This window comes from Paracoccus sp. (in: a-proteobacteria) (genome assembly GCF_030538695.1).
GTDB lineage: Bacteria > Pseudomonadota > Alphaproteobacteria > Rhodobacterales > Rhodobacteraceae > Paracoccus.
In genome coordinates this window covers 90,960-111,960 of record NZ_JAUNTN010000010.1, presented here as the reverse complement: position 1 = coordinate 111,960, position 21,001 = coordinate 90,960, and the positions used below count along the sequence as shown (strand labels likewise).

Annotated in this window: 17 protein-coding genes; 7 read left to right on the top strand and 10 right to left on the bottom strand. The window is 62.1% G+C overall.

Annotated features, from left to right (window positions below):
* The first annotated feature begins 62 nt into the window (after nt 1-62).
* Complete coding sequence (locus tag Q4G24_RS07290) at nt 63-1,316, top strand: MFS transporter (RefSeq protein ID WP_303365851.1); 1,254 nt, start codon at nt 63-65, stop codon at nt 1,314-1,316.
* Between the two features lie 48 nt (nt 1,317-1,364).
* Nucleotides 1,365-3,647 carry an NADP-dependent malic enzyme gene (locus Q4G24_RS07285; protein ID WP_303365850.1) on the top strand — a complete coding sequence of 761 codons (2,283 nt, stop codon included), beginning with the start codon at nt 1,365-1,367 and terminating at the stop codon, nt 3,645-3,647.
* Nucleotides 3,648-3,763: 116 nt separating this feature from the next.
* Here Q4G24_RS07285 and Q4G24_RS07280 read toward each other — a convergent pair whose 3' ends face one another.
* Both Q4G24_RS07280 and Q4G24_RS07275 read right to left on the bottom strand, forming a co-directional pair.
* On the bottom strand, nt 3,764-4,663 hold the full coding sequence (locus tag Q4G24_RS07280; protein ID WP_303365849.1) for a rhodanese-related sulfurtransferase: 900 nt from the start codon (nt 4,661-4,663) through the stop codon (nt 3,764-3,766).
* 39 nt (nt 4,664-4,702) lie between these two features.
* A complete protein-coding gene (locus tag Q4G24_RS07275; RefSeq protein ID WP_303365848.1) occupies nt 4,703-6,286 on the bottom strand; it encodes a DASS family sodium-coupled anion symporter in 1,584 nt (527 codons plus the stop codon).
* Between the two features lie 136 nt (nt 6,287-6,422).
* On the opposite strand from Q4G24_RS07275, the gene pncA reads away from it, so the two are divergent.
* Together pncA and pncB are read left to right on the top strand one after the other, a co-directional pair.
* Entirely contained in the window at nt 6,423-7,016 is a 594-nt protein-coding gene (pncA, locus tag Q4G24_RS07270; RefSeq protein ID WP_303365847.1) for a bifunctional nicotinamidase/pyrazinamidase, read from the top strand.
* Nucleotides 7,013-8,332, top strand: coding sequence for a nicotinate phosphoribosyltransferase (gene pncB / locus Q4G24_RS07265; protein WP_303365846.1), 1,320 nt, complete (start codon nt 7,013-7,015; stop codon nt 8,330-8,332). Before pncA ends, pncB begins: the two co-directional genes overlap by 4 nt.
* 247 nt (nt 8,333-8,579) lie before the next feature.
* Here the strand turns inward: pncB and Q4G24_RS07260 are convergent, their stop codons facing one another.
* The 3 genes from Q4G24_RS07260 to arfB are packed head-to-tail and all read right to left on the bottom strand — an operon-like array spanning nt 8,580 to nt 10,914.
* Nucleotides 8,580-9,998, bottom strand: coding sequence for an inorganic phosphate transporter (locus Q4G24_RS07260; protein ID WP_303365845.1), 1,419 nt, complete (start codon nt 9,996-9,998; stop codon nt 8,580-8,582).
* Nucleotides 9,999-10,040: 42 nt separating this feature from the next.
* Nucleotides 10,041-10,487, bottom strand: coding sequence for an NUDIX hydrolase (locus Q4G24_RS07255; protein WP_303365844.1), 447 nt, complete (start codon nt 10,485-10,487; stop codon nt 10,041-10,043).
* 1 nt (nt 10,488) lies between these two features.
* Nucleotides 10,489-10,914 (bottom strand): alternative ribosome rescue aminoacyl-tRNA hydrolase ArfB, encoded by a 426-nt coding sequence (gene arfB / locus Q4G24_RS07250; protein WP_303365843.1) that lies wholly within the window; start codon nt 10,912-10,914, stop codon nt 10,489-10,491.
* 149 nt (nt 10,915-11,063) lie between these two features.
* Between arfB and Q4G24_RS07245 the strand changes: the two genes are divergently transcribed.
* Nucleotides 11,064-12,818, top strand: a complete 1,755-nt coding sequence (locus Q4G24_RS07245) for an ATP-binding protein (RefSeq protein ID WP_303365842.1) — start codon at nt 11,064-11,066, stop codon at nt 12,816-12,818.
* Nucleotides 12,819-12,884: 66 nt separating this feature from the next.
* Nucleotides 12,885-14,282, top strand: coding sequence for a phosphomannomutase (locus Q4G24_RS07240; RefSeq protein ID WP_303365841.1), 1,398 nt, complete (start codon nt 12,885-12,887; stop codon nt 14,280-14,282).
* A gap of 31 nt (nt 14,283-14,313) precedes the next feature.
* Here Q4G24_RS07240 and Q4G24_RS07235 read toward each other — a convergent pair whose 3' ends face one another.
* Complete coding sequence (locus Q4G24_RS07235; RefSeq protein ID WP_303365840.1) at nt 14,314-15,009, bottom strand: ABC transporter ATP-binding protein; 696 nt, start codon at nt 15,007-15,009, stop codon at nt 14,314-14,316.
* On the bottom strand, nt 15,009-16,328 hold the full coding sequence (locus Q4G24_RS07230; protein WP_303365839.1) for a capsule biosynthesis protein: 1,320 nt from the start codon (nt 16,326-16,328) through the stop codon (nt 15,009-15,011). Before Q4G24_RS07230 ends, Q4G24_RS07235 begins: the two co-directional genes overlap by 1 nt.
* Nucleotides 16,329-16,407: 79 nt before the next feature.
* Here Q4G24_RS07230 and Q4G24_RS07225 point away from each other — a divergent pair, with 79 nt between their 5' ends.
* The gene (locus tag Q4G24_RS07225; protein ID WP_368660927.1) at nt 16,408-17,250 is read left to right on the top strand and encodes an ABC transporter permease; all 843 of its coding nucleotides are present in this window, start codon (nt 16,408-16,410) and stop codon (nt 17,248-17,250) included.
* Here Q4G24_RS07225 and Q4G24_RS07220 read toward each other — a convergent pair.
* The 3 genes from Q4G24_RS07220 to Q4G24_RS07210 all read right to left on the bottom strand — a co-directional run.
* On the bottom strand, nt 17,247-18,860 hold the full coding sequence (locus Q4G24_RS07220; RefSeq protein WP_303365838.1) for a calcium-binding protein: 1,614 nt from the start codon (nt 18,858-18,860) through the stop codon (nt 17,247-17,249). The genes Q4G24_RS07225 and Q4G24_RS07220 overlap by 4 nt on opposite strands.
* On the bottom strand, nt 18,832-20,310 hold the full coding sequence (locus tag Q4G24_RS07215; protein WP_303365837.1) for a hypothetical protein: 1,479 nt from the start codon (nt 20,308-20,310) through the stop codon (nt 18,832-18,834). Before Q4G24_RS07215 ends, Q4G24_RS07220 begins: the two co-directional genes overlap by 29 nt.
* A 105-nt stretch (nt 20,311-20,415) precedes the next feature.
* Nucleotides 20,416-21,001: calcium-binding protein (locus Q4G24_RS07210; RefSeq protein ID WP_303365836.1), on the bottom strand; the 586-nt coding region annotated here is incomplete at its 5' end.

Below are 21,001 nucleotides of genomic sequence, written 5' to 3'. Positions count from 1 at the left end.
CGCACGCCGGGGGGATTGCCAGAGGTTGCAGCCAGCCCTAGCCTGACCCGATGCGTGGCGTGTTGAACCGATTTCTGATAGCCAGCGGCTGCGCCAATTTTGGCGACGGCGTGGCGCTGGTGGCGTGGGGCTGGCTGGCCACGCAACTGACCCGAGATCCGCTGTGGATTGCCATGGTGCCGGTCGCGCTGAAGGCGCCTTGGTTCGTGTTTTCCCTGCCCGCGGGCATTATCGTGGATCGGCTGGACCGGCGGCGGCTGATGATGGCGGCAGATGGGCTGCGGGCGCTGGCTTATCTGATCGCGGGGCTGGCGGTCTGGTTCACGCTGCCGCTGACGGATGCCCCCCTGCGTGGCACGGACTATCCGGCGCTGTTTGCACTGATCGCCGCTTGTGCGGTGGTCGTCGGTCTGGCTGAGGTGCTGCGCGATACCGCCGCGCAGACGATGCTGCCCGCGCTGGTGCCGCCCGATGATCTGGAGCGCGCCAATGCCCGGCTGTGGACGATCGAGATTGTGATGAACACAGGCCTCGGGACAGCCGCAGCAGGGGTGCTGCTGGGCCTGTCGCTGGCGCTGCCTTTCGGGGTCAATGCGGCGGCCATGGCGCTGGCGGTGGCGCTGATGGCGACGATTGCGGGGCAATACCGCGCCCAGCCTGCCACGCCACCGGCCCGCGCCTCATGGCGGGCGGAACTGCGCGAGGGCATCGGCTTTCTGCTGGCAAACCCAACCCTGCGGCAACTGGCACTGCTGACCGGGTTTTTCAATTTCGCGTTCGAGGCGGTGATGGTGTCGCTGGTTCTGATCGTGCAGGAACGTCTGGAAATGGGGCCGCTGGCGCTGTCTGCGATTATGATGGCGGGCGCGGCGGGCGGTGTGCTGGCCGGGCTGACGGGGGAACGTATTATCGCCCGGCTGGGCCGGGGCCGGACGCTGCAATGGGTGATGCTATTCGCGCTGCCGCTGCCGCTGATGATCTGGCTGGCAGGGCCGGGGATATGGGGCGTGGCACTGGTGGCCCTTGGGTTCTTTATCTCGGAACTGGGCGGGGTGCTGTGGAACACCATCGTCGTGGCGTGGCGGCAACGGCTGGTGCCGCCCGCCCTGCTGGGCCGTGTCAACAGCGCCTATCGTCTGTTCGCCATCGGCATGGCTCCGGTCGGGATGTTGGCGGCGGGGCTGCTGATCCGGGCGGTGGGCGATGGTTTTGGGCGTGGCACGGGGCTGATTGCGCCCTCGGTCATGGCCTTTCTGGTGATGGGGCTTCTGACGCTGGCCTATTGGCGCTTTCTGCACCGCGCCTTTGGGCATTGAGCGCCACCCGGCCTTTGGTTAATCATCGCGGAAACAAGGAGGAACCCGATGGCCGATGACAACGCCCCCCGCAAAAGCCGCATCACCCGCGAGGAGGCGCTGGCCTATCACCTTGAACCGCGACCGGGCAAGTTCGACGTGGTGCCATCCACCCCCATGGCCACACAGCGCGACCTGTCGCTGGCCTATTCCCCCGGCGTGGCGGTCCCGGTCGAGGCCATCGCAGAGCGCCCGGAAACCGCCTATGACTATACCGTCAAGGGCAATATGGTCGCCGTTATCAGCAATGGCACCGCGATCCTTGGGCTGGGCAACCTCGGTGCGCTGGCGTCCAAGCCGGTGATGGAGGGCAAGGCGGTTCTGTTCAAACGCTTTGCCGATGTGAACGCCATCGACATTGAGCTGGACAGCGAAGACCCCGAGGAAATTATCAATGCCGTGCGCCTGATGGGGCCGACCTTTGGCGGCATCAACCTTGAGGACATCAAGGCCCCGGAATGTTTCATCATCGAATCGCGCCTGAAAGAGATGATGGATATTCCCGTGTTCCACGACGACCAGCACGGCACGGCGGTGATCTGCGCTGCCGGTCTGATTAACGCGCTGGAACTGTCGGGCAAGCGGATTGAAGACGTAAAAATTGTCCTGAACGGTGCCGGTGCGGCGGGGATTGCCTGTCTGGAACTGCTGAAATCCATGGGCGCCCGGCATGAAAACTGCATCATGTGCGACACCAAGGGCGTAATCTATCAGGGCCGCACCGAGGGCATGAACCAATGGAAATCGGCCCATGCCGTCGTGACCAAGGCCCGCACGCTCGAGGAAGCGATGCTGGGCGCGGATGTGTTTCTGGGCGTCTCGGCCAAGGGTGCGGTGACGCCGGAAATGGTGCAGGGGATGGCTGAAAATCCAGTGATCTTCGCCATGGCGAACCCCGATCCTGAAATCACGCCCGAGGAGGCCCATGCCGTCCGTCCCGATGCGATCGTGGCGACCGGGCGCAGCGACTATCCCAATCAGGTGAATAACGTCCTTGGCTTTCCCTATCTGTTCCGGGGGGCGCTGGACATCCATGCCCGCGCCATCAACGATGAAATGAAAATTGCCTGTGCGCAGGCGCTGGCCGAACTGGCGCGTGAGGACGTGCCCGATGAGGTCGCTGTCGCCTATGGCCGCAAGCTGCAATTCGGGCGGGATTATATCATCCCGACGCCCTTTGATCCGCGACTGATCCATGTGGTGCCGCCAGCGGTTGCACGGGCCGGGATGGATACCGGCGTAGCCCGGCGGCCGATCATTGACATGGACAGCTATGTCCAGTCGCTCAAGGCGCGGATGGACCCGACCGCCAGCATCCTGCAAGGTATCCACGCCCGCGCCCGGCAAGCACAGGCCCGGATGATCTTTGCCGAAGGCGACGATCTGCGGGTGCTGCGAGCGGCTGTTGCGTGGCAGCGCGGCGGCATGGGGCAATCGCTTGTCGTGGGCCGTGAAGCCGAGGTGCGCGAGATGCTGACCGCCGCCGGTATGGGCGATGCCGCACGGGAAATCAGCGTGGTGAACGCGGGCAATACCCGGCATCTGGACGCTTATCACGACTATCTTTACGCCCGGCTGCAACGGCGCGGCATGGACCGCGAGGATGCGTATAAACTGGCCAACCGCGACCGCCATGTGTTTGCTGCCCTGATGCTGGCGCATGGTCATGGTGACGGGCTGGTGACGGGGGCGACCCGCAAAGGGGCGCATGTGCTGGAACAGGTTGGCCGGGTGTTCGACGTGCGCCCGCAGGATGGCGCGGTCGGGGTCAGCGCGGTGCTGCACAAAGGGCGTATCGTGCTGATCGGTGACACGCTGGTGCATGAATGGCCCGAGGCGGAGGATCTGGCGGATATTGCTGAACGCAGCGCCAGGGTGGCGCGTGGTCTTGGGCTTGATCCGCGGGTGGCGTTCCTGTCCTTCTCGAACTTTGGTCACCCGGTCAGCGAGCGGGCGCAGAAAATGGCCGATGCCACACGGGTTCTGGACGCCCGCCGGGTCGATTTCGAATATGAAGGCGAAATGACCGTCGATGTCGCGCTGAACCGCGAGCAGGCGGCGAAATACCCGTTCAGCCGCCTGACCGGCCCGGCGAATGTGCTGGTGGTCCCGGCGCGGCACTCGGCCAGTATTTCGGTCAAGCTGATGCAGGAAATGGCAGGGGCTACGGTCATCGGTCCGATCCTGACCGGGGTAAAGAAGCCGATTCAGATTCTCTCTACCAATTCCACGGTGAACGACATTCTGAATATGGCGGCCATCACCGCCTGCAAAATGGGGCAGTTAGGCTGACGGCACGGGCAGGAGCCTCCGGCGGGGATATTTGGGTGAAGAAGAAGCCCGATCTTTTGTCCAGAAATATCCTCGGGGGGGAATCGCGGCACGCGATGGGGGGCAGACAGCCCCCCTTATGCCAGATGCGTCTTGCCCCGCGATTGGGCCAGTTCGACCTGATGCTGGCGTTCGCGGAAGCGGGTACGGCCGGCGTCGCTGTATTCCCCGGCGCAGCGGTGGCATGAGACGCCGGTTTCATATTCCGGGCGTTGCCTGTCCTTTGCCGACAGTGGTCGGCGGCAGGCGTGGCACAGGTCGTAATCGCCCTGTTTCAACCCGTGGCGCAGGCTGATGCGCTTATCAAAGACAAAGCAGTCACCTTGCCACAGGCTTTGATCCTCAGGCACATCTTCCAGATATTTCAGGATGCCGCCTTTCAGGTGAAAGACCTGATCGACGCCCTGGGACAGCAGGTAATTGGTTGATTTCTCGCAGCGGATGCCGCCGGTGCAGAACATGGCGATGCGCTTGTTGTGAAAGCGATGTGCGTTTTCGGCCCACCATGCGGGAAAGTCGCGGAAGCTGCGGGTGTGCGGATCGACCGCGCCCTGAAAGGTGCCGATCTCGACCTCGTAATCGTTGCGGGTGTCAATGACCGCCACATCGGGGGCGCTGATCAGGGCGTTCCAGTCGGCCGGTTCGACATAATGGCCGACAGCGGCCGTCGGGTCCACGTCTGGCTGGCCCATGGTGACGATCTCGCGCTTCAGGCGGACTTTCATTCGGGCAAAGGGCATGTCGCGGGCGGTGCTTTCCTTCCAGACCAGATCGGCGCAGCCGGGCAGGGCGCGGATATGGGCCAGAATCGCGTCGATCCCGTCACGCGGACCGGCGATGGTGCCGTTTATCCCCTCTTGCGCCAGCAGCAGGGTGCCTTTGACGCCACCTGCTTCGGCCACGGCCAGAAGCGGGCCGCGCAGGGCGGCAGGATCGGGGAAACGGGTGAAATGATAAAGCGCGGCGACTGTCAGCATATGCCGGGCTTAGCCGCCGCGCCTGGTTTCTTCAAGGGATCAGAACTGAATCCCCAAGGCCCAGCCGCCCAGCACATAGACGAACAGGGTAATCAGCACCACGCCGACGATGTTCAGCACGAAGCCGCCCTTGGCCATCTGCGCGATTGTGACCTTGCCGGTCCCGAACACGATGGCGTTCGGCGGTGTCCCCACCGGCAGCATGAAGGCGCAGGTGGCGGCCAGTGCGGCCGGGATCAGCAGGGCAAAGGCGTCGGTGCCGATGCCGATTGCCACCCCGCCAAGCACCGGAATAAAGGTCGCGGCAGTGGCCGTGTTGCTGGTGACTTCGGTCAGGAACAGGATCAGCAGCGTCACCGCCATCACCAGTCCGAGGGTCGGCAGTGTCTGAAGATCCTGGACCTGAGCGCCGAACCATTGATCCAGACCCGAGGCACCGACCGCCCCGGCCAGCGACAGACCGCCGCCGAACAGCAGCAGCACACCCCAGGGCAGGCCATCCTCGGCGTCTTTCCAGTCCAGCACCATGCGGGTGCGGCCCACGGCGGGCAGCAGGAACAGCACCAGACCTGCGCCGATGGCGATGGCGGTATCATTCATCTGGCTCAGCGGGCCAAGGTCCAGACCCAGCAGGCTTTTCAGCAGCCCCGGCACCACCCAGAGGAAGGCTGCGCCAAGGAACACGAACAGCACCATACGTTCACCCTGCGACATCGGACCAAGTTCGGCAATTTGTTCGTCGATCATCTGCTTGCCGCCGGGAACCTCGTCCAGCTTGAACGGGTAAAGCACGCGGGTCATCAGCACCCATGCCACCAGAATGAAGGTGAAGGCCAGCGGCGTGCCAATGACCATCCATTGCAGGAAGCCGATTTCGCGGCCCAGTTCTTCCTTGGCATAGCCCGCCACAATGGCGTTCGGGGGGCTGCCCAGCAGCGTGCCAAGCCCGCCGATGCTGGCAGACCATGCAATCGACAGCATCAGGCAGACGCCAAATGCCTTGATCTCCGGGTTGTTGATAACGTCGGACAGCCGCCCGTCCGCATTCAGCGCCGAGGCGTCCTGTTTTGAGCTGCGGTCAATCACCAGTGCCAGAACCGACATGCCGATGGGCAGCATCATCAGCGTGGTGGCGGTGTTTGACACCCACATCGACAGGAAACCGGTGGCCAGCATCATTCCCAGCACGATGCGCTTGGGTTCCACCCCTACGGCAGCAAGGGTTTTCAGCGCAATGCGGCGGTGCAGGTTCCATTTCTCCATCGCAATGGCGATCAGAAAGCCGCCGAGGAACAGGAACACGATGGGGTTCGCATAGGGCGCAGTTGCCTGCGTCACCGTGCGTTCGGTGAAAATCGGGATCAGCACGATGGGCAGCAGCGAGGTGGCCGACAGCGGAATGGCCTCGGTCATCCACCAGACGGCCATCAGCGTGGCAATGGCTGCGACATTGCGCGCGTCGGGCGGCAGCCCTTCGGAGGCCCCCATGGCCAGCCAGACGACTGCGGCAGCAACCAGCCCGAGGGCGCGCAGCCCCCAGACCATTGCCGCCGAGCGGCCTTCCTGAATGTGATTGTGGTCATCATACTGACCCTGATGGCGATGGTCGAAACTGTCCGGCATCCCACTCCTCCTTTGTTATTGTTGCGCGGTCTTAGCGGGATTGTGTGCCATCGTCCACGAAAACCCTGCGTTTCGCAGGTGGGCGCATTGACGCGCCGGGCTGGCACGCCTACCACTTTGCGAAACGGAGGCGCGCATGAAAGCCCTGATCGTAGTCGATGTTCAGAACGATTTTTGCCTCGGAGGCCGGCTTGCCGTTGCCGCTGGCGATGAAATTGTGCCTGAGATCAACGACCTGATGCCTGATTTCGACGCTGTGGTTCTGACGCAGGACTGGCACCCGGAAGATCATTCCAGCTTTGCCGACAATCATCCGGGGCGCGCGGCATATGAGACGATCAATATGTCTTATGGCCCTCAGGTGCTATGGCCGCGACATTGTGTCATTGGCTCGCCGGGGGCGGCGTTTCATCCGACTTTGGCAGTTGATCTTGCCGATGTGGTGATCCGCAAGGGCTTTCATCCCGGTATCGACAGCTATTCCGCGTTTTTCGAAAATGACCACCGCACGCCGACCGGGCTGGCGGGCTATCTGCGGGAACGCGGTATCAGCGATCTGACTTTTGTCGGGCTGGCCTTTGACTTCTGTGTGGCATGGTCTGCGATGGATGCGGTCAAGCAGGGGTTCCGTGCCAGCGTGATCGAATCTGCCTGTCGGGCCATCGACCTGCGTGGATCACGCGACGCGACGCGCATCGCGATGCAGCAGGCGGGGGTGATCCTGACATGATGATGCCAAGCGTGGACATTGCCAGCCGGGTCTATAACCACCGCTGGAAAATCGACCCGATCGTGCGCTCGCTGATCGACGATGACTTCTACAAGCTGCTGATGTGTCAGTCGGTGTTCCGCAACCGGCCCGATACGCATGTGACATTCCAGCTTATCAACCGCAGCAAGGATGTGCGCCTTGCCGATCTGATCGACGAGGGCGAGCTGCGCGAGCAGTTGGACCATGTGCGCGGCTTGTCGCTGACGCGCGGGGAATCGACGTGGATGCGCGGGAACACCTTTTACGGCAAGCGCCAGATGTTCCGCCCCGATTTCATGGAGTTTCTGGAAAATCTGCGCCTGCCCGCCTATCATCTGGACAAGCGCGATGGTCAGTATGAGCTGACCTTTGAAGGCCGTTGGCCCGAAGTCATGTTGTGGGAAATCCCTGCGCTCGCCATTCTGATGGAACTGCGCTCCCGTGCGGTGCTGAACACGATGGGGCGGTTTGAATTGCAGGTGCTTTACGCCCGCGCCATGACCCGCATCTGGGAAAAGATCGAGCGTCTGCGCAAGCTGGACGGCCTGAAAATCGCGGATTTCGGCACCAGGCGGCGGCACAGCTATCTGTGGCAGGACTGGTGCGTTCAGGCGATGATCGAAGGGCTTGGCAATGCCGATCAGGGCGGGGCTTTCATCGGCACTTCGAACTGCCTGATCGCCATGCGCCGCGACATCGAGGCAATTGGCACCAATGCGCATGAACTGCCAATGGTTTATGCTGCTCTGGCCGATAGTGACGAGGCCCTGCGCCGCGCCCCTTATGACGTGCTGGCTGACTGGCACGAGGAGCATGAGGGCAACCTGCGCATGATCCTGCCCGACACCTTCGGGACCGAGAACTTCCTGCGCAATGCGCCAGACTGGCTGGCGGGCTGGACCGGCATCCGCATCGACAGTGGCGACCCGGTGCAGGCAACCGAAATGGCGATCCGCTGGTGGCAGGAACGCGGCGAAGACCCTCGCAAAAAGCTGGTGATTTTCAGCGACGGGCTGGACGTTGCGGAAATCGAGCGCCTGCATGGTCTGTTCAAGGACCGGGTGCGGCCTTCCTTTGGTTGGGGGACGCTGTTGACCAATGATTTCCGGGGCCTGGTTCCGGGTGATGGGCTGGCGCCCTTTTCGCTGGTCTGCAAGGCGGTCGAGGCCGACGGGCGGCCGACGGTCAAGCTGTCCGACAACCCCGGCAAGGCAATGGGACCGGCGGATCAGGTCGAGCGTTACAAAAGGCTGTTCAACATGGGTGAACAGCAAGCGCAGGCGGTGATCGTCTGATTTTTTCGGGCATTAGCGTTTTTTCAACCTTTTTGGGTGATGGTGAGCGTTGCGGGCATGGCTTGCGACAGGGAACCAGCCTGAAAAGGGGTGCGGAATATGCGAAAAATGATGGAATGGCTGGCATGGCTGATGCTGGTCATACTGGACCGGATCTGGCCCGCGCCTCTGCGTCAGGCTTCGCATGGGCGGGATCTGGACCGTGGCGGCGCACCGCTTTTCGTCAAGGACACCGCGCTGGTGATACCTAAAGCACGGACAACAGCCAGAAGATCACGGCCGACAGGCTTGCCACCACCGGAACCGTAACCGCCCAGGCTGCAATCACCGTAAACAGAAAGCTGCGCCGGACAAGGTGGCGGCGGTGCATTTCTTCGGGCGGCAAGGTGACGTGGTTCTTACGGCGGCGACGGTCGTCCCATTCGCGGAACAACCCAACCCCAAACACGCCGCCTACGGTGATATGCGTGATCGAAACCGGCATGGCCAGTGACGAGGCGGCAACTACGGTCAGCCCGCTGGCCATTGTCACGCACAGCGACCGTACCGGGTTCAGGCGGGTGATGCCGTTGCCGACCATACGCACCAGCCGCCAGCCAAACAGCAAAACGCCAAGCGCAATCCCGGCACCGGCCAGCGCGACGACAAAGGATGGTATATTGATTGCCGCGCCATAGATACCGGCGCTTTGCAGCAGCACCGCCAGCGGCCCGGCGATATTGGCAACGTCATTGGCCCCATGTGCAAAGGCCATCAGCATGACCGACATCACCAGCGGCGGGCCAAGCATCTGCTTCAGGGCGTCCTTGCGCGGCAGGCTGCGGGGAACGCGGGCAATGCGCCAGGCCGTCCACAGCCCGCTGGTCGCTGCCAGCGTCAGCCCCAGCAGGCAGCTTTGCAGCGCCCCCAGCGACAGCCCGATCAGCAGGCCGAAACTGCCCATCGTGACCGCAACCATGCCGGACAGCCAATAAAGTGCCGCCCGGTAACGATCTGGCGCTGCGTGAATCCGTAATTGCACAACGGTCATCAGAATGGCTGCCAGCAGCGCCGATACCAGCGGCGACACCAGCCAGCCGCTGCCGATCTGCATTAGCCCGCCCCAATTGATCTCCTGCGGCCCATAGGCCGCCGCTCCGGCCCCGGCAATGCCGCCGACGATGGCATGGGTTGTGCTGACCGGCGCGCGGCTCCATGTGCAAAGGCTGATCCATACGGCTGCCGCCAGCAGGGCTGCCAGCATGATTTGCGCAGGCTGCGTGCCGATCAGCAGCTTGTCCAGTGGCAAGACCCCCTGCGTCAGCGTGGTTGAAACGCCCCGCGCCCCGAACCATGCGCCTGCAAGCTCGGCGCAGGCGGCCAGAACCAGTCCGGCACCAAGGGAAATTGCTCCGGCGCCATAGGCCGGTCCAAGCGTGTTGGCGACATCATTGCCGCCAATTCCCAGCGCCAGCCACGCCGCCAGCGCCATGCCCGCCGCAATCGTCGTCAGCCCTGGCCGGTCGCTGAACAGCCCCACCGCGACCAGCGCCATCGTGGCGACGAACAGCACTGCCGCGCCAAGACGCAGCCACGGATGCGCCGCCGCAGCCGATGCAAAGGCCGCGTTCGAGATCCGGTTCAGATCCTTGTCCAGAATACGATAATTGCCGTTGGGAAGTTTCATGCCGGGAAACTGCGGCCAAAGCCCGCGAAAAGCAAGATACGCTTAGCCTCGCAATGCACGCAAAAGCTGTTTCAGCTCTGTTTCATCAACCCGTTCAGCGGCGGCCTCGGGGGTGAACCATTGCCGGTGGCGCTCATGTTCCTCGGGGAAATGGGTGGCGAGCTCCTGCACCTCGATGGCAAAAACGGCAACTTCGATCGGCACGGAAAAGCCGCTGTCCTGTTTCTTGTCATAGTGATAGCGGCCATGTTCGGCCGGGGACAGGGTGCCGCGCACACCGGCTTCCTCCCACGCCTCTTGCGCGGCAGCCTCGGCCAGCGAATGACCGGGCATCGGCCAGCCTTTCGGGATGATCCAGCGCCCGGTGCCGCGGCTGGTAATCAGCAGCACCATGTCCCGCGGGCGGTTCAGGCACAGCGCCCCGACCTGCATCGCATGGGGCGGGCGACCCAGAAAACTGCCAAGACGATCCCGCAAGCTGCGTTTCATGCTATTCCTCTGCCCCATTGATACGACCGCGCAAAGCCTTGACCTCGCCTCGTTCAGCTTTGGCTTTCAGCCGTCGTCTCTGACTGCCAAGCGTGGGGCGGGTTGCAATGCGGCGTTTCGGCGTAACCAGAGCCTTGCGGATCAGGTCCGCCAGCCGTTCACGCGCCAATTCGCGGTTGCGTGCCTGCGAACGTGTTTCCTGCGCCAGAATCAGGATCGCGCCATCCGCCGTCCAGCGCCGTCCCGCCAGCCGCTTCAGCCGTCGCTTGACAGGATCAGGCAAATGCGGCGACCGCTCGGCCTCGAAGCGTAATTCGACCGCCGTTTCAACCTTGTTCACATTCTGCCCGCCCGGTCCCTGCGATCGGGTGAACTGTTCGGACAATTCCCATTCCTGAATGACGATCTGATCGGTTATGCGCAGCATATGCCTATTCTAACACAAAGCCTGAAAATGCAAAATACTGTTTCAGATTAAATAATTATAGTCGGCGCGGCCGGAAATGTTGCAGGCGTTAAGGGGATATTCACGGTTTTGCCTTAGGACGGGATCAACGACGATTCGACGGAACGGCAATGGCGGATGAAACAGAACTGAAAGCAGAGGTCGAGGGGCTGCGTCGCGCTCTGTATGGGCTGGCTCGGGCCACCGCCAGCCGTGATCTGGCGCCGGTTCAGGTGCCTGCGCTGCCCTCGGACAGTGCCGATGCCTTATCTGCGCTGATGGCAGAGGTGGGCGGCTGTCTCCAGCAGGATCGCGTGATAACCGACGCGCTGGACAGCCTGCGCGATGGCTTTCTGGTGGTCGATCAGCAGGCCCGCGTGCGGCACACGAACCGGGCGTTCCGGCGTTTCTTTCAGCCGGCGATCACCTGTGTTCCGGGGATTCACGTTAGCGTTCTGGTCATTGCTGCGGTGCGACATCAGCTTGTTCTGTTGCCGGGCGAACGGATTCTGGACTGGTTCAACGGCCTGCCCAGCAACAAGGGTGCGGCGTTGATGGTGCCTGCGCCGGACGGCGTGATAATGCGCTGGTATGCCCGCCGGATGGAGGATGGCTCGACCGCCGTTCTGGCCACGGACGTGACGGAAACCCTGCGCCGTCAGCGCGAGCTGGAGGCCGCGAACCGCGACCGCGACCGGCTGAGCAGCGCACAGGCGACCCTGCTGGCGAATATGAGCCATGAACTGCGCACCCCTGTCACCGGGGTGATCGGCCTCGCGGATCTGCTTGGTGACAGCGGCTTGTCGCCGGAACAGGCGCGGCTGGCCCGAACGATCCGTGATTCGGGCGAGGCGCTGTTGCGGCTGGTCAATGACATTTTGGATTTTTCGCGCGGACAAAGCGGCAGGCTGCGGATAGATACGCAGCCGTTCAGTTTACGGAGCCTGATCGACAGCGTGCTGACGCTGCTTGGCCCACAGGCCGAAGGCAAAGGGCTGACCCTGCGCGCCCGCTTTTCGCCGGGGCTGGCCGATGGCTTCGTCGGTGATCCGGGGCGGCTGCGGCAGGTGCTGATGAATCTGGTGGGCAACGCGCTGAAGTTCACGGTGCAGGGCGGGGCGGTGCTGCATCTGGATGCCGGGCGCGGCGGCAAAGGGCTGATCCTGCGGGTCGAGGACAGCGGCACCGGCATCCCCGAAGAACGTCAGGACGATGTGTTTCAAGAGTTCGTCCAGCTTGATCTGCCCGGCCATCGCGCAACCGGCGGAACCGGGCTTGGCCTGACCATCACCCGGCATCTGGTCGAGGCGATGGGGGGGCGGATCTGGCTGTTCAGCGATGGCGTGACCGGGACGACCTTTGGCTGCAACCTTGATCTGCCCTTGGCCGAGGGTGTGGATGTCCCTGTGGAATGGGTCGCGCCGCCACCTGTGCAACCAGAGGGTGTGCCGGCCCATATTGCGGCGGATGATCCCGGTCTGCATCATGTGTTGATAGCGGATGATAATGCCACCAACCGGATGCTTCTGGACCGCTTCATCCAGCAGACAGGTTTGCAGATCCACCATGCCAGCAATGGGGCCGAGGCGCTGGATTTGTGGCGTGATTGGCCGTTTGCGCTGATTTTCATGGATATTTCCATGCCTCTGCTGAACGGGCTGGATGCAACCGCCCGTATCCGCCAGGCCGAAGCCGTCAGCAGCAGGCCCCGCGTCCCGATCATCGCCACCACCGCCTATGCCGAGGACGGTATCCGCGACCGGATTATCGCTGCGGGGTTGGACGGGCTGCTGCACAAACCGTTCCGCCGTGCGGATATTCTGGCGGTTATGGCGGGTTTCGGCCTGTCGGCTCTGCCAGCCGCGCAGATCGGCGGTGCCGCGTGAAAACCCGCTTTGCTTTGCGATCAGGACGGGTTAGCCATGATCCGACAATGGCTTGCGAGGAATCTCATGTCCAACACCATCCCGGCCCGCCAGATGGGCCAGCGCAGTATCGACAGTTTCAAGGCCTATGATGTTCGTGGCCGTTTGGGCGTCGATCTTGACGAAGACATCGCGTATCGCATCGGTCGCGCCTTTGCGCAGGTGCGTGCGCCCAAATCCGTGGTTGTCGGGCGTGACAGCCGCGAAAGCTCGCCCGCGCTGGCGGCGGCGCTGATCGAAGGGCTGACCGATGGTGGTGCCGATGTGCTGGATCTTGGGCTTTGCGGCACCGAGGAAGTCTATTTCGCCACGGGCCATTACGGCACCGATGGCGGGATCGAGGTCACAGCCTCGCATAACCCGATTGATTACAACGGCATGAAACTGGTCGGCCCCGGTTCCGCGCCCCTGTCACCGGATGTCGAACTGGCCGAGGTGCAGAAACTGGCCGAATCCGGCGACTTTGCCGCCGCGACCAAGGGGCAGGTCAAGCCGCTGCCCGAGGCGCGCGCGGCATATGCCAAGGCGCTGGTCGATTTTGTCGATGTCAGCCTGCTGCGCCCGATGAAGATTCTGGTCAATGCGGGCAATGGAACTGCTGGCCCGACCTTTGATGCCATCGCCGCCGAGCTGGAACGCCGCAACGCGCCGCTGCAATTCGTGCGCATCAACCATAACCCGGATTCCAGCTTTCCGAACGGCATTCCGAACCCGCTGCTGGACGAAAACCAGCACATGACCGCCGATCCTGTCCGGGCCGAAGGTGCCGATCTTGGCGTGGCCTGGGACGGCGATTTCGACCGCTGCTTTTTCTTTGACGATACCGGGCGTTTCATTCCCGGCGAATATATCGTCGGCCTGCTGGCGGCGGCCTTCCTTGAGAAATCGCCCGGTGAAAAGGTGGTGCATGATCCGCGCGTGATTATGAACACCCGTGCGGTGATTGCGGATGCGGGCGGGGTCGCGGTGCAGTCGCGCACCGGCCATGCTTTTATCAAGCGGGCGATGCGGGACGAAGGCGCGATCTATGGCGGCGAAATGTCGGCGCATCACTATTTCCGCGACTTTTTCTATTGCGACAGCGGCATGATCCCGTGGCTGCTGGTCGCGGAACTGCTGTCGCGCAAACAAGCCTCGCTGGCCGATCTGCTGTCGGAACGGATGACGCGCTACCCCTCCTCGGGCGAAACCAACTATCGGCTGGATGATGCGGATGCGGCCATCGCCCGGATCGAGGATCGTTATACCGGGCTGGCCAGCAGCATTGACCGCACCGATGGGGTTTCCTTTGCCTTTGACGGCTGGCGCTTTAACCTGCGCAAATCGAATACGGAACCCGTGGTGCGTCTGAACCTTGAAGCCGATGGCGACGCCGATCTGGTTCGTATCAAGCAGGCCGAGGTCGTGGCGGTGCTGAAGGGCTGAAAGAAAGGCGGGGCGGTTCTGGCCGCCCCGGTCAGACTTTCGCGGCGGGGCTGATTACGGGGCGGCTTGGTGGCAGACCCATCAACCGTTCATGCGTGGCGATACCTTCCTCCAGATCGTCGAACAGCCGCAGCTTACCATGCTCCAGAACCGCGCCCATGGTACAGGTCTGACGCACGAAGGGCATGGAATGGCTGACCACGATGGCGCTGGCGTGGTTCATTCGCTCGCTGAACACCCGCTGGGATTTCGCCCGGAAGGCGGCGTCCCCCACGCTTGTGACCTCATCCACCAGATAGGTGTCAAAGGCGATGCCCATGCTGGCGCCCATCGCCAGTCTTGACCGCATCCCCGAAGAATAGCTGCCGAAAGGCTTGTGATAGCCGGCTCCAAGTTCGGCAAAATCATCAACATAATCCACCAACTCGTCGGTATCGACGCCGTAGATGCGGGCAACAAAGCGGATATTCTGCGCCCCGGTCAGGTCGTGGTGAAAGCTGCCCGCGAAACCGACCGGCCATGACATCGTGCCGTCGGTCCAGATGCGGCCCGAAGTGGGCAGCATCGTTCCGGCAATCATTCGCAGCAGGCTGGACTTGCCCGCGCCATTGCGCCCCATCAACGCCACCGCATGACCTGTTGGCAGCACCGCGCTGATGTTGTCGGCCACGACCGTATGGCGTCCGCTCAGACGGTAGCTTTTGCAAAGGTTTTCCAGAACAATCATCAGCGCCGGTCACGGATGCTGTAGTATATCAGCAGCAGGATCGCCCAGCCCAGCACCAGCCCGACGAAAATCCACATCAGCAGACGCGGGCGATCCGGCACCAGCGATGCCTGGGCCACGCGAGGCTCAATATGGGCGGCCAGATAGCGGGACTGGCGCTGCGCCTCGGCCAGAGCGGTGTCGTAAGATGCCTGTGCCGAGCGGAAAGCGGCCTCTGCGAACTCCATATCCGAGGCCAGCCGCTCATACTCGGCCAAAAGTTGCGCATAGCTTTCGCCGCCCGGCCCTTCGCCGGGGGTGCTGAACTTTTCGCGCTCTTGCGCAATGCGCGAGCGGATGGCGTCGATGCGCTGGCGGGCCTGAATGGCGCGCGGGTCGTTTTCGCGGGCGCTTTCGCGTAGCGTGTCATAAGCGACCAACGCCTCGGCCAGTTGCGACTGAAGCTGGCCGAGAACGCCCATTTGCCCGGCCAGATCGGCGGCGGGGTCAACGATCTGGCTGCGGATGCGATAACCTGTCAGGGCCTGCCGGGTTTCGGTCAGCCGCTGTTGCGAGCGGGTCAGTTCGGCCCGTGCGAAGCGCGTCGTGTCTTCGCGCGCAATGTCGGATAAGCGGTTGATTGTGCTGCTGCTTTCATCGAAAGCCGCTTGTGCGATGTCGCGTGCATCCTCGGGCGTATAGGCCGAGACGTTCAGTGTAATGATCCGGCTGCTGGTATCATACAGCACCTGTATCCGGTTCTGCCAATACTCGGTCAGATCCTCGATCGTGCCATTGGGATCAAAGGCGAAAATCCGGTCTCGCGGCCAGCCCTTGGAAAACTTCCCCCGCAAATCAACAGCTTGGTCTATGCGGGCTACCACGTCCTCGCTGCGCAGGAAGTCGTAAAGCACGTCGGTATCCGAAGCTGAACTATCGCCGGTGAAAGCTGTCAGCCCCCCCAGCATATCCATCGAGGGCGAGGCAGATTCTTTGCGCACGGAAAAGGCAACGGTCGAAATATAACGGTCCTCCGCCCGCATCCAAAGATACCAAGCCGAAATCAGCGTGGGCAGAATGACCACAATCAGAAAGGACAGCGCCAGCAGGCGATGCCGGGTTTGACCCGTCGCATAAGCGGCAGGGGGGCGAACCGGCTGCGATGGGGCTGCGGGCGGCTTTGCGGCCTGTGGTGCCGCTGGTTTCGGGGCCTGCGCTGCGGGTGTGGTTCCTGCCGCAGACTGCATATTGCGCGGGGTCAGAACCGGACGCGTTGCAGGAGCGGCCTGATTCTTGCGGTTATGCTCCGCATCCTTGGCTGATTGATCTTGCTGGCTCACGATCTGGTGCTTCCGGTTGTTTCTTGCCCACAGTCATTGTTACATCTGCATCAGTCCTGATGCCAGAGTTTCAGATCACATGACCGTCACCACCGATTCGCGCCCGCCTTTGTCGCCCGGAATGGCGGATGCCGGTTTGCGCCCCGTGACCGGCAGGCCACGATTCCAGATGGCGCGGGCGGTGATGGCGCTGATCCTGCGCGAAGTGCAAACGATCTATGGCCGCTCGGCCGGGGGGTATGTCTGGGCGATTCTTGAGCCTGTGGCCGGGATCGCGGTCCTGTCGCTGGTGTTCTCTCTGGTGCTGCGCCAGCCTGCGCTTGGCACGAATTTTTTGTTGTTTTATGCGACGGGCTATCTGCCCTTTGTCATGTTTCATTTGCTGTCCAGCAAGATCGCGCAATCGGTGCGGTTTTCCAAGCCGTTCATGGGCTATCCGAATGTGACCTTCATGGATTCGCTGTTGGCGCGTCTGATCCTGAATACGATCACAAATCTGGTCGTGATCGGACTGGTCCTTGGCGGGATCGTGTTCCTCTATGGGCTGTCGGTTCAGGTCAATATGGCGGCGATTGCCAGCGCGATGCTGCTGACGGCCCTTCTGGGGGCGGGAATCGGCACGCTGAACTGCTATCTGATGACCTCCTTCCCGGTGTGGGAACAGATCTGGTCGATCCTGACCCGGCCCTTGTTCCTGATTTCGGGTATTTTCTTTCTATATGGTTCGATGCCACCGATGGCCCGCGATGTGTTGTGGTATAATCCGTTGATTCACATTGTCGGGCTGTTTCGGCGCGGGATCTATGCGACCTATCATGCGGAATATGTCTCGGTCCTGTATGTGGTTTCGGTTGGGGCGGTGACGCTGTTTTTCGGCCTGCTGCTGCTGGTCCGGCATTTCCGTAAGCTGATGGAGTTCTAAAGCATCAGGTCCGCTGCGGTCAGGTGGTTCAGCCCCACAAGGTCGATCTGCATGTCGGGCCTTGAATCACCGTCGCTGTCGATCAGCAATCGCAGGCCATAACTGGTGGCCTGATAGGACAGCGGCCCGCCGGGGGCAAAAGGATTGGCGGGGTTGGCAGACAGGCCAAGTGCGCGCAGGTCCAGACGGTCAAGACCTTGTTCAAAATCAATAATCCGGTCCGGTGCGCCAAGGGTGCTGTCGATCCGGGTGGTGAACACGAACATATCCGCCCCCGCGCCGCCTGCCATCGTGTCGCCGCCGCTGCCGCCGATCAGCGTGTCGCGCCCGTTGCCCCCCCACAGCTTGTCCGCCCCCGCGCCGCCGTCCAGCCGGTCATTCCCGTCGCCCCCAGACAAGGTGTCATGTCCTGCACCACCGAACAGAAAGTCATTGCCCTCACCGCCCGAAATCTTGTCATCGCCCGCATCCCCGAACAGCCGGTCATCGCCCTTGCCGCCGCGTATGGTGTCATTCCCCGCGCGTCCGCGCAGCGTGTCATTACCACCTTCGCCTGACAGAAAGTCATCGCCGGAATGGCCGAACACATTGTCATCACCATGACCGGCCAGAACGATATTGTTGCCCGGCCCGGTCAGGATCAGATCCGCGCCATCGCCACCCCAAATCGTGTCATTGCCGGCCATGCCAAAGATGCGGTCATCTCCGGTGCCGCCGAAAATCCGGTCATCGCCCGCGCCACCGTTCAGCGTGTCATTCCCGCTGCGTCCGTGGATGGTGTCATTGCTATCCTCGCCCTTGATCTTGTCATGGCCGCTGCCGCCCGAGATGTTATCATTGCCGCGCCCACCATGAATCTTGTCGTTTCCGGCCTCGCCCCAGATGGTGTCGTCGCCGTCATCGCCACGGATAAAGTCATGGCCCGGCCCGGCCCGGATCTGATCGTCGCCCGCGCCGCCGAAGATAATGTCATCGCCTGCTCCGGCCTTGATCGTGTCATTGCCGGTTTCGCCGAAAATCAGGTCGTTCAGATTGCCGGTGATAATCAGATCATTGCCAGCGCCCCCCCAGACGCGGCTGCGGCCGGATCTGTCGATCAGCACATCGTCGCCATCATTGCCATAGATGGTGTCATGGCCATCCTGGCCGTAAATCGTGTCATCGCCTGGCCCGCCGTGCAGAAAGTCATTGCCCGCGCCGCCCAGAATGCTGTCATTCCCGGCACCGCCATAGATCGTGTCATGTCCCGTCTGGCCGATAATCCAGTCATGGCCTTCATCGCCCGAGATGAAATCATCCCCCCAGCCTCCGTCGAGGGTGTCGTCGCCCTCGCCGCCGAAAAGCCGGTCGTTGCCGGTGTGACCGAAGATCAGATCTGCGCTGCCGTTGCCGATGATGGTGTCATTGCCGCCCCAGCCCATCAGCGTGTCGCGGTCGGGGGTGCCGATAATCAGGTCATGGCCATCGCCGCCGATCATTTCGGCCCCGGTCTTGCCAGGGGCGACCAATGTGTCATTGCCGCCCCCGGAAATGATCGTGACCGGAAATGCGCCGGGATCGTAGTGGGTATGCGGGAAGATCTCATTGGTGAACATCGACGGCAGCAGCATGGTTCTGTCTGCGCTGTAAATGTCGATGACCGTTTCGCCGTAGAAAATCTTGATTCCATAGCTTTGCGGCAAAAAAAACAAGCTGATAGGTGCTGCGGATCATGCCCAGTTTGGACAGGTCCAGCCGGTCGATGCCGACCTGAAAATCCAGAATTGCAATGCGGCCCTTGATCGGCATTGGCACGAAAATATCCGCACCCGCCCCGCCGGTCATGGAAACCGAGGTTGTCCCCGCGATCAGAATATCGTCGCCTTCGCCACCGAACAGGCGGGTCGTGCCATCGCCTGCCACCATCAGGTCGCTGCCAGAGGTGCCATGCTGGACACCGTTGCCGACCGTTTGCGTCAGGCCGATGGGGCCGGGGTCGATGCTGAATTGGCTGATCCCGCCCTCGGTCTGGCTGGTGGCGAACAGCATGATCTTGCCGCCGATGACCTGCGCATCCAGTGCCGAGACCCCCGCCAGCGAAGTTTGATCCGTGTCCACGATATTCGCCAGCCATAACAGCCGCCCGTCCGGCGTCAGGGTGAACAGGGTAATGCCGCCATCCGATCCGCCCACGAAGATAAAGGCCCGCCCGTCCAGCATCACCGAATCCAGTGCGGTTGCGCCGCGAAAGCGGGTGGTTTCCTCGTCGATCACATGGTCGATCGGGGTCATGCTGCCGTCGGGGCGGATCAGCACCACCGTGAGGGATGAGCTGCTGCCCGAACTTACCACCAGAAAGTCGCGCCCGGCGACGTGAACCGAGGTCAGTGCCGTCGGCTGGTTAAAGCCTGCACCATCCGCAACGCCCAGAAACTGCCCGCCGGTGATGCTGCCATCGGCCCGGACCGTGTGGCTGGAGATGAAGTTGCCCAGTGCCGAGACCGCAAAAATCTGCACCTGACCGCCCATATGGGTGATGTGGAAATCGCTGATTGCGGCATCGGCAAAGGGGGATTTGGGGTTCAGCAAAGAACCGCCGGTTTTGGTCAGACTGTTATCCGCGCCCATCCGGTATAGGGTAAAGTTCAATTCACCGCGCGAATTGGCGACCAGATAGTCTTTGCCGCCGATAGAAAAGGTTTCGGCCGCGACGGTTTGTGCGGGCAGTCCGCTGCTTTGCAATCCGCTGCGGCTGCCGAAATGGCCGCTGTCCAGCAGGGTCAGCCCAAAGCCAGGGGCGGCACCAAGGCCAATTGGCATGACCCTTGGCTGTGCGCCGCCAAGCACCAGCAATTCCGGGTCGGCCAGATGCGAAATGGCGCCAACATAGGCCCGCGTATCCACTGCCTGAATGGCGCTGTCGCTGTTGCTGATGCGATAGCTGCTCAGCCCGCCGCCCTGTGCGGTGCTGGCCACCAGAATAAGGCTGTTCCCCACGGCAACCACCGACAAATCCGCGATATTGGTGCGGAACGGCCCGTTATCGGGCAGCAATGTCACAATATGTCGGATCTGGACCAAAATATCCCCCTCAGCATTCTCTGCACCTTAGGGGATCGGGTTTAAGATAAGACTAACGGCGCAGGTTTCCCCGCGCCGTTTTCATTAAAATTGTATCGAATCCGCTTACAGGAAAAAGTCGGTTTCCAGCAAGGTCATGGCGCCTTGCAGGTCGATGCGCATATCGGCCTGACTGTCGCCGTCCAGGTCGATCAGGATACGCTTTTCAGGAAACAGGCTCGGGGTTTCGCGGAAGCCATAGGTTTCAATGATCAACTGTCCCGCCGTGCCGGTAAAGGTGCCGCCCGATTCGAATGTCAGGTTCAGGCTGCGCAGGTCCAGACGATCCTCGCCGCTTCTGAAGTCCAGAATGAGATCTGGTGCCGCGACGCTGTTATCGCCGCGGTTAAAGACGAACACATCGGCCCCGGCACCGCCGTGCATCGTATCGGCCCCGGTGCCGCCGATCAGCCGGTCATTGCCTGCTTCTCCGAACAAGCGGTCTTCGCCCTCTCCACCAGCCAGCGTGTCGGCACCTTCACCGCCATACATCAGGTCATTGCCGCTCATGCCGAGTAGGCTGTCATTGCCTGCCTCTCCGAACAGGCTGTCATTGCCTGCGCCGCCGTTCAGTGTGTCACTGCCTTCGCCTCCCGCCAGCCGGTCATTGCCTGCTTCTCCGAACAAGCGGTCTTCGCCCTCTCCACCAGCC

What these genes read in the sequence shown, in the direction of transcription:
- arfB (WP_303365843.1), bottom strand. Translation starts at nt 10,914, where the DNA reads ATGCTGCGCATAACCGATCAGATCGTCATTCAGGAATGGGAATTGTCC.
- Q4G24_RS07285 (WP_303365850.1), top strand. Translation starts at nt 1,365, where the DNA reads ATGGCCGATGACAACGCCCCCCGCAAAAGCCGCATCACCCGCGAGGAG.
- Q4G24_RS07260 (WP_303365845.1), bottom strand. Translation starts at nt 9,998, where the DNA reads ATGAAACTTCCCAACGGCAATTATCGTATTCTGGACAAGGATCTGAAC.
- Q4G24_RS07235 (WP_303365840.1), bottom strand. Translation starts at nt 15,009, where the DNA reads ATGATTGTTCTGGAAAACCTTTGCAAAAGCTACCGTCTGAGCGGACGC.
- pncB (WP_303365846.1), top strand. Translation starts at nt 7,013, where the DNA reads ATGATGATGCCAAGCGTGGACATTGCCAGCCGGGTCTATAACCACCGC.
- pncA (WP_303365847.1), top strand. Translation starts at nt 6,423, where the DNA reads ATGAAAGCCCTGATCGTAGTCGATGTTCAGAACGATTTTTGCCTCGGA.
- Q4G24_RS07245 (WP_303365842.1), top strand. Translation starts at nt 11,064, where the DNA reads ATGGCGGATGAAACAGAACTGAAAGCAGAGGTCGAGGGGCTGCGTCGC.
- Q4G24_RS07280 (WP_303365849.1), bottom strand. Translation starts at nt 4,663, where the DNA reads ATGCTGACAGTCGCCGCGCTTTATCATTTCACCCGTTTCCCCGATCCT.
- Q4G24_RS07225 (WP_368660927.1), top strand. Translation starts at nt 16,408, where the DNA reads ATGACCGTCACCACCGATTCGCGCCCGCCTTTGTCGCCCGGAATGGCG.
- Q4G24_RS07240 (WP_303365841.1), top strand. Translation starts at nt 12,885, where the DNA reads ATGTCCAACACCATCCCGGCCCGCCAGATGGGCCAGCGCAGTATCGAC.
- Q4G24_RS07255 (WP_303365844.1), bottom strand. Translation starts at nt 10,487, where the DNA reads ATGAAACGCAGCTTGCGGGATCGTCTTGGCAGTTTTCTGGGTCGCCCG.
- Q4G24_RS07275 (WP_303365848.1), bottom strand. Translation starts at nt 6,286, where the DNA reads ATGCCGGACAGTTTCGACCATCGCCATCAGGGTCAGTATGATGACCAC.
- Q4G24_RS07220 (WP_303365838.1), bottom strand. Translation starts at nt 18,860, where the DNA reads ATGCTGCTGCCGTCGATGTTCACCAATGAGATCTTCCCGCATACCCAC.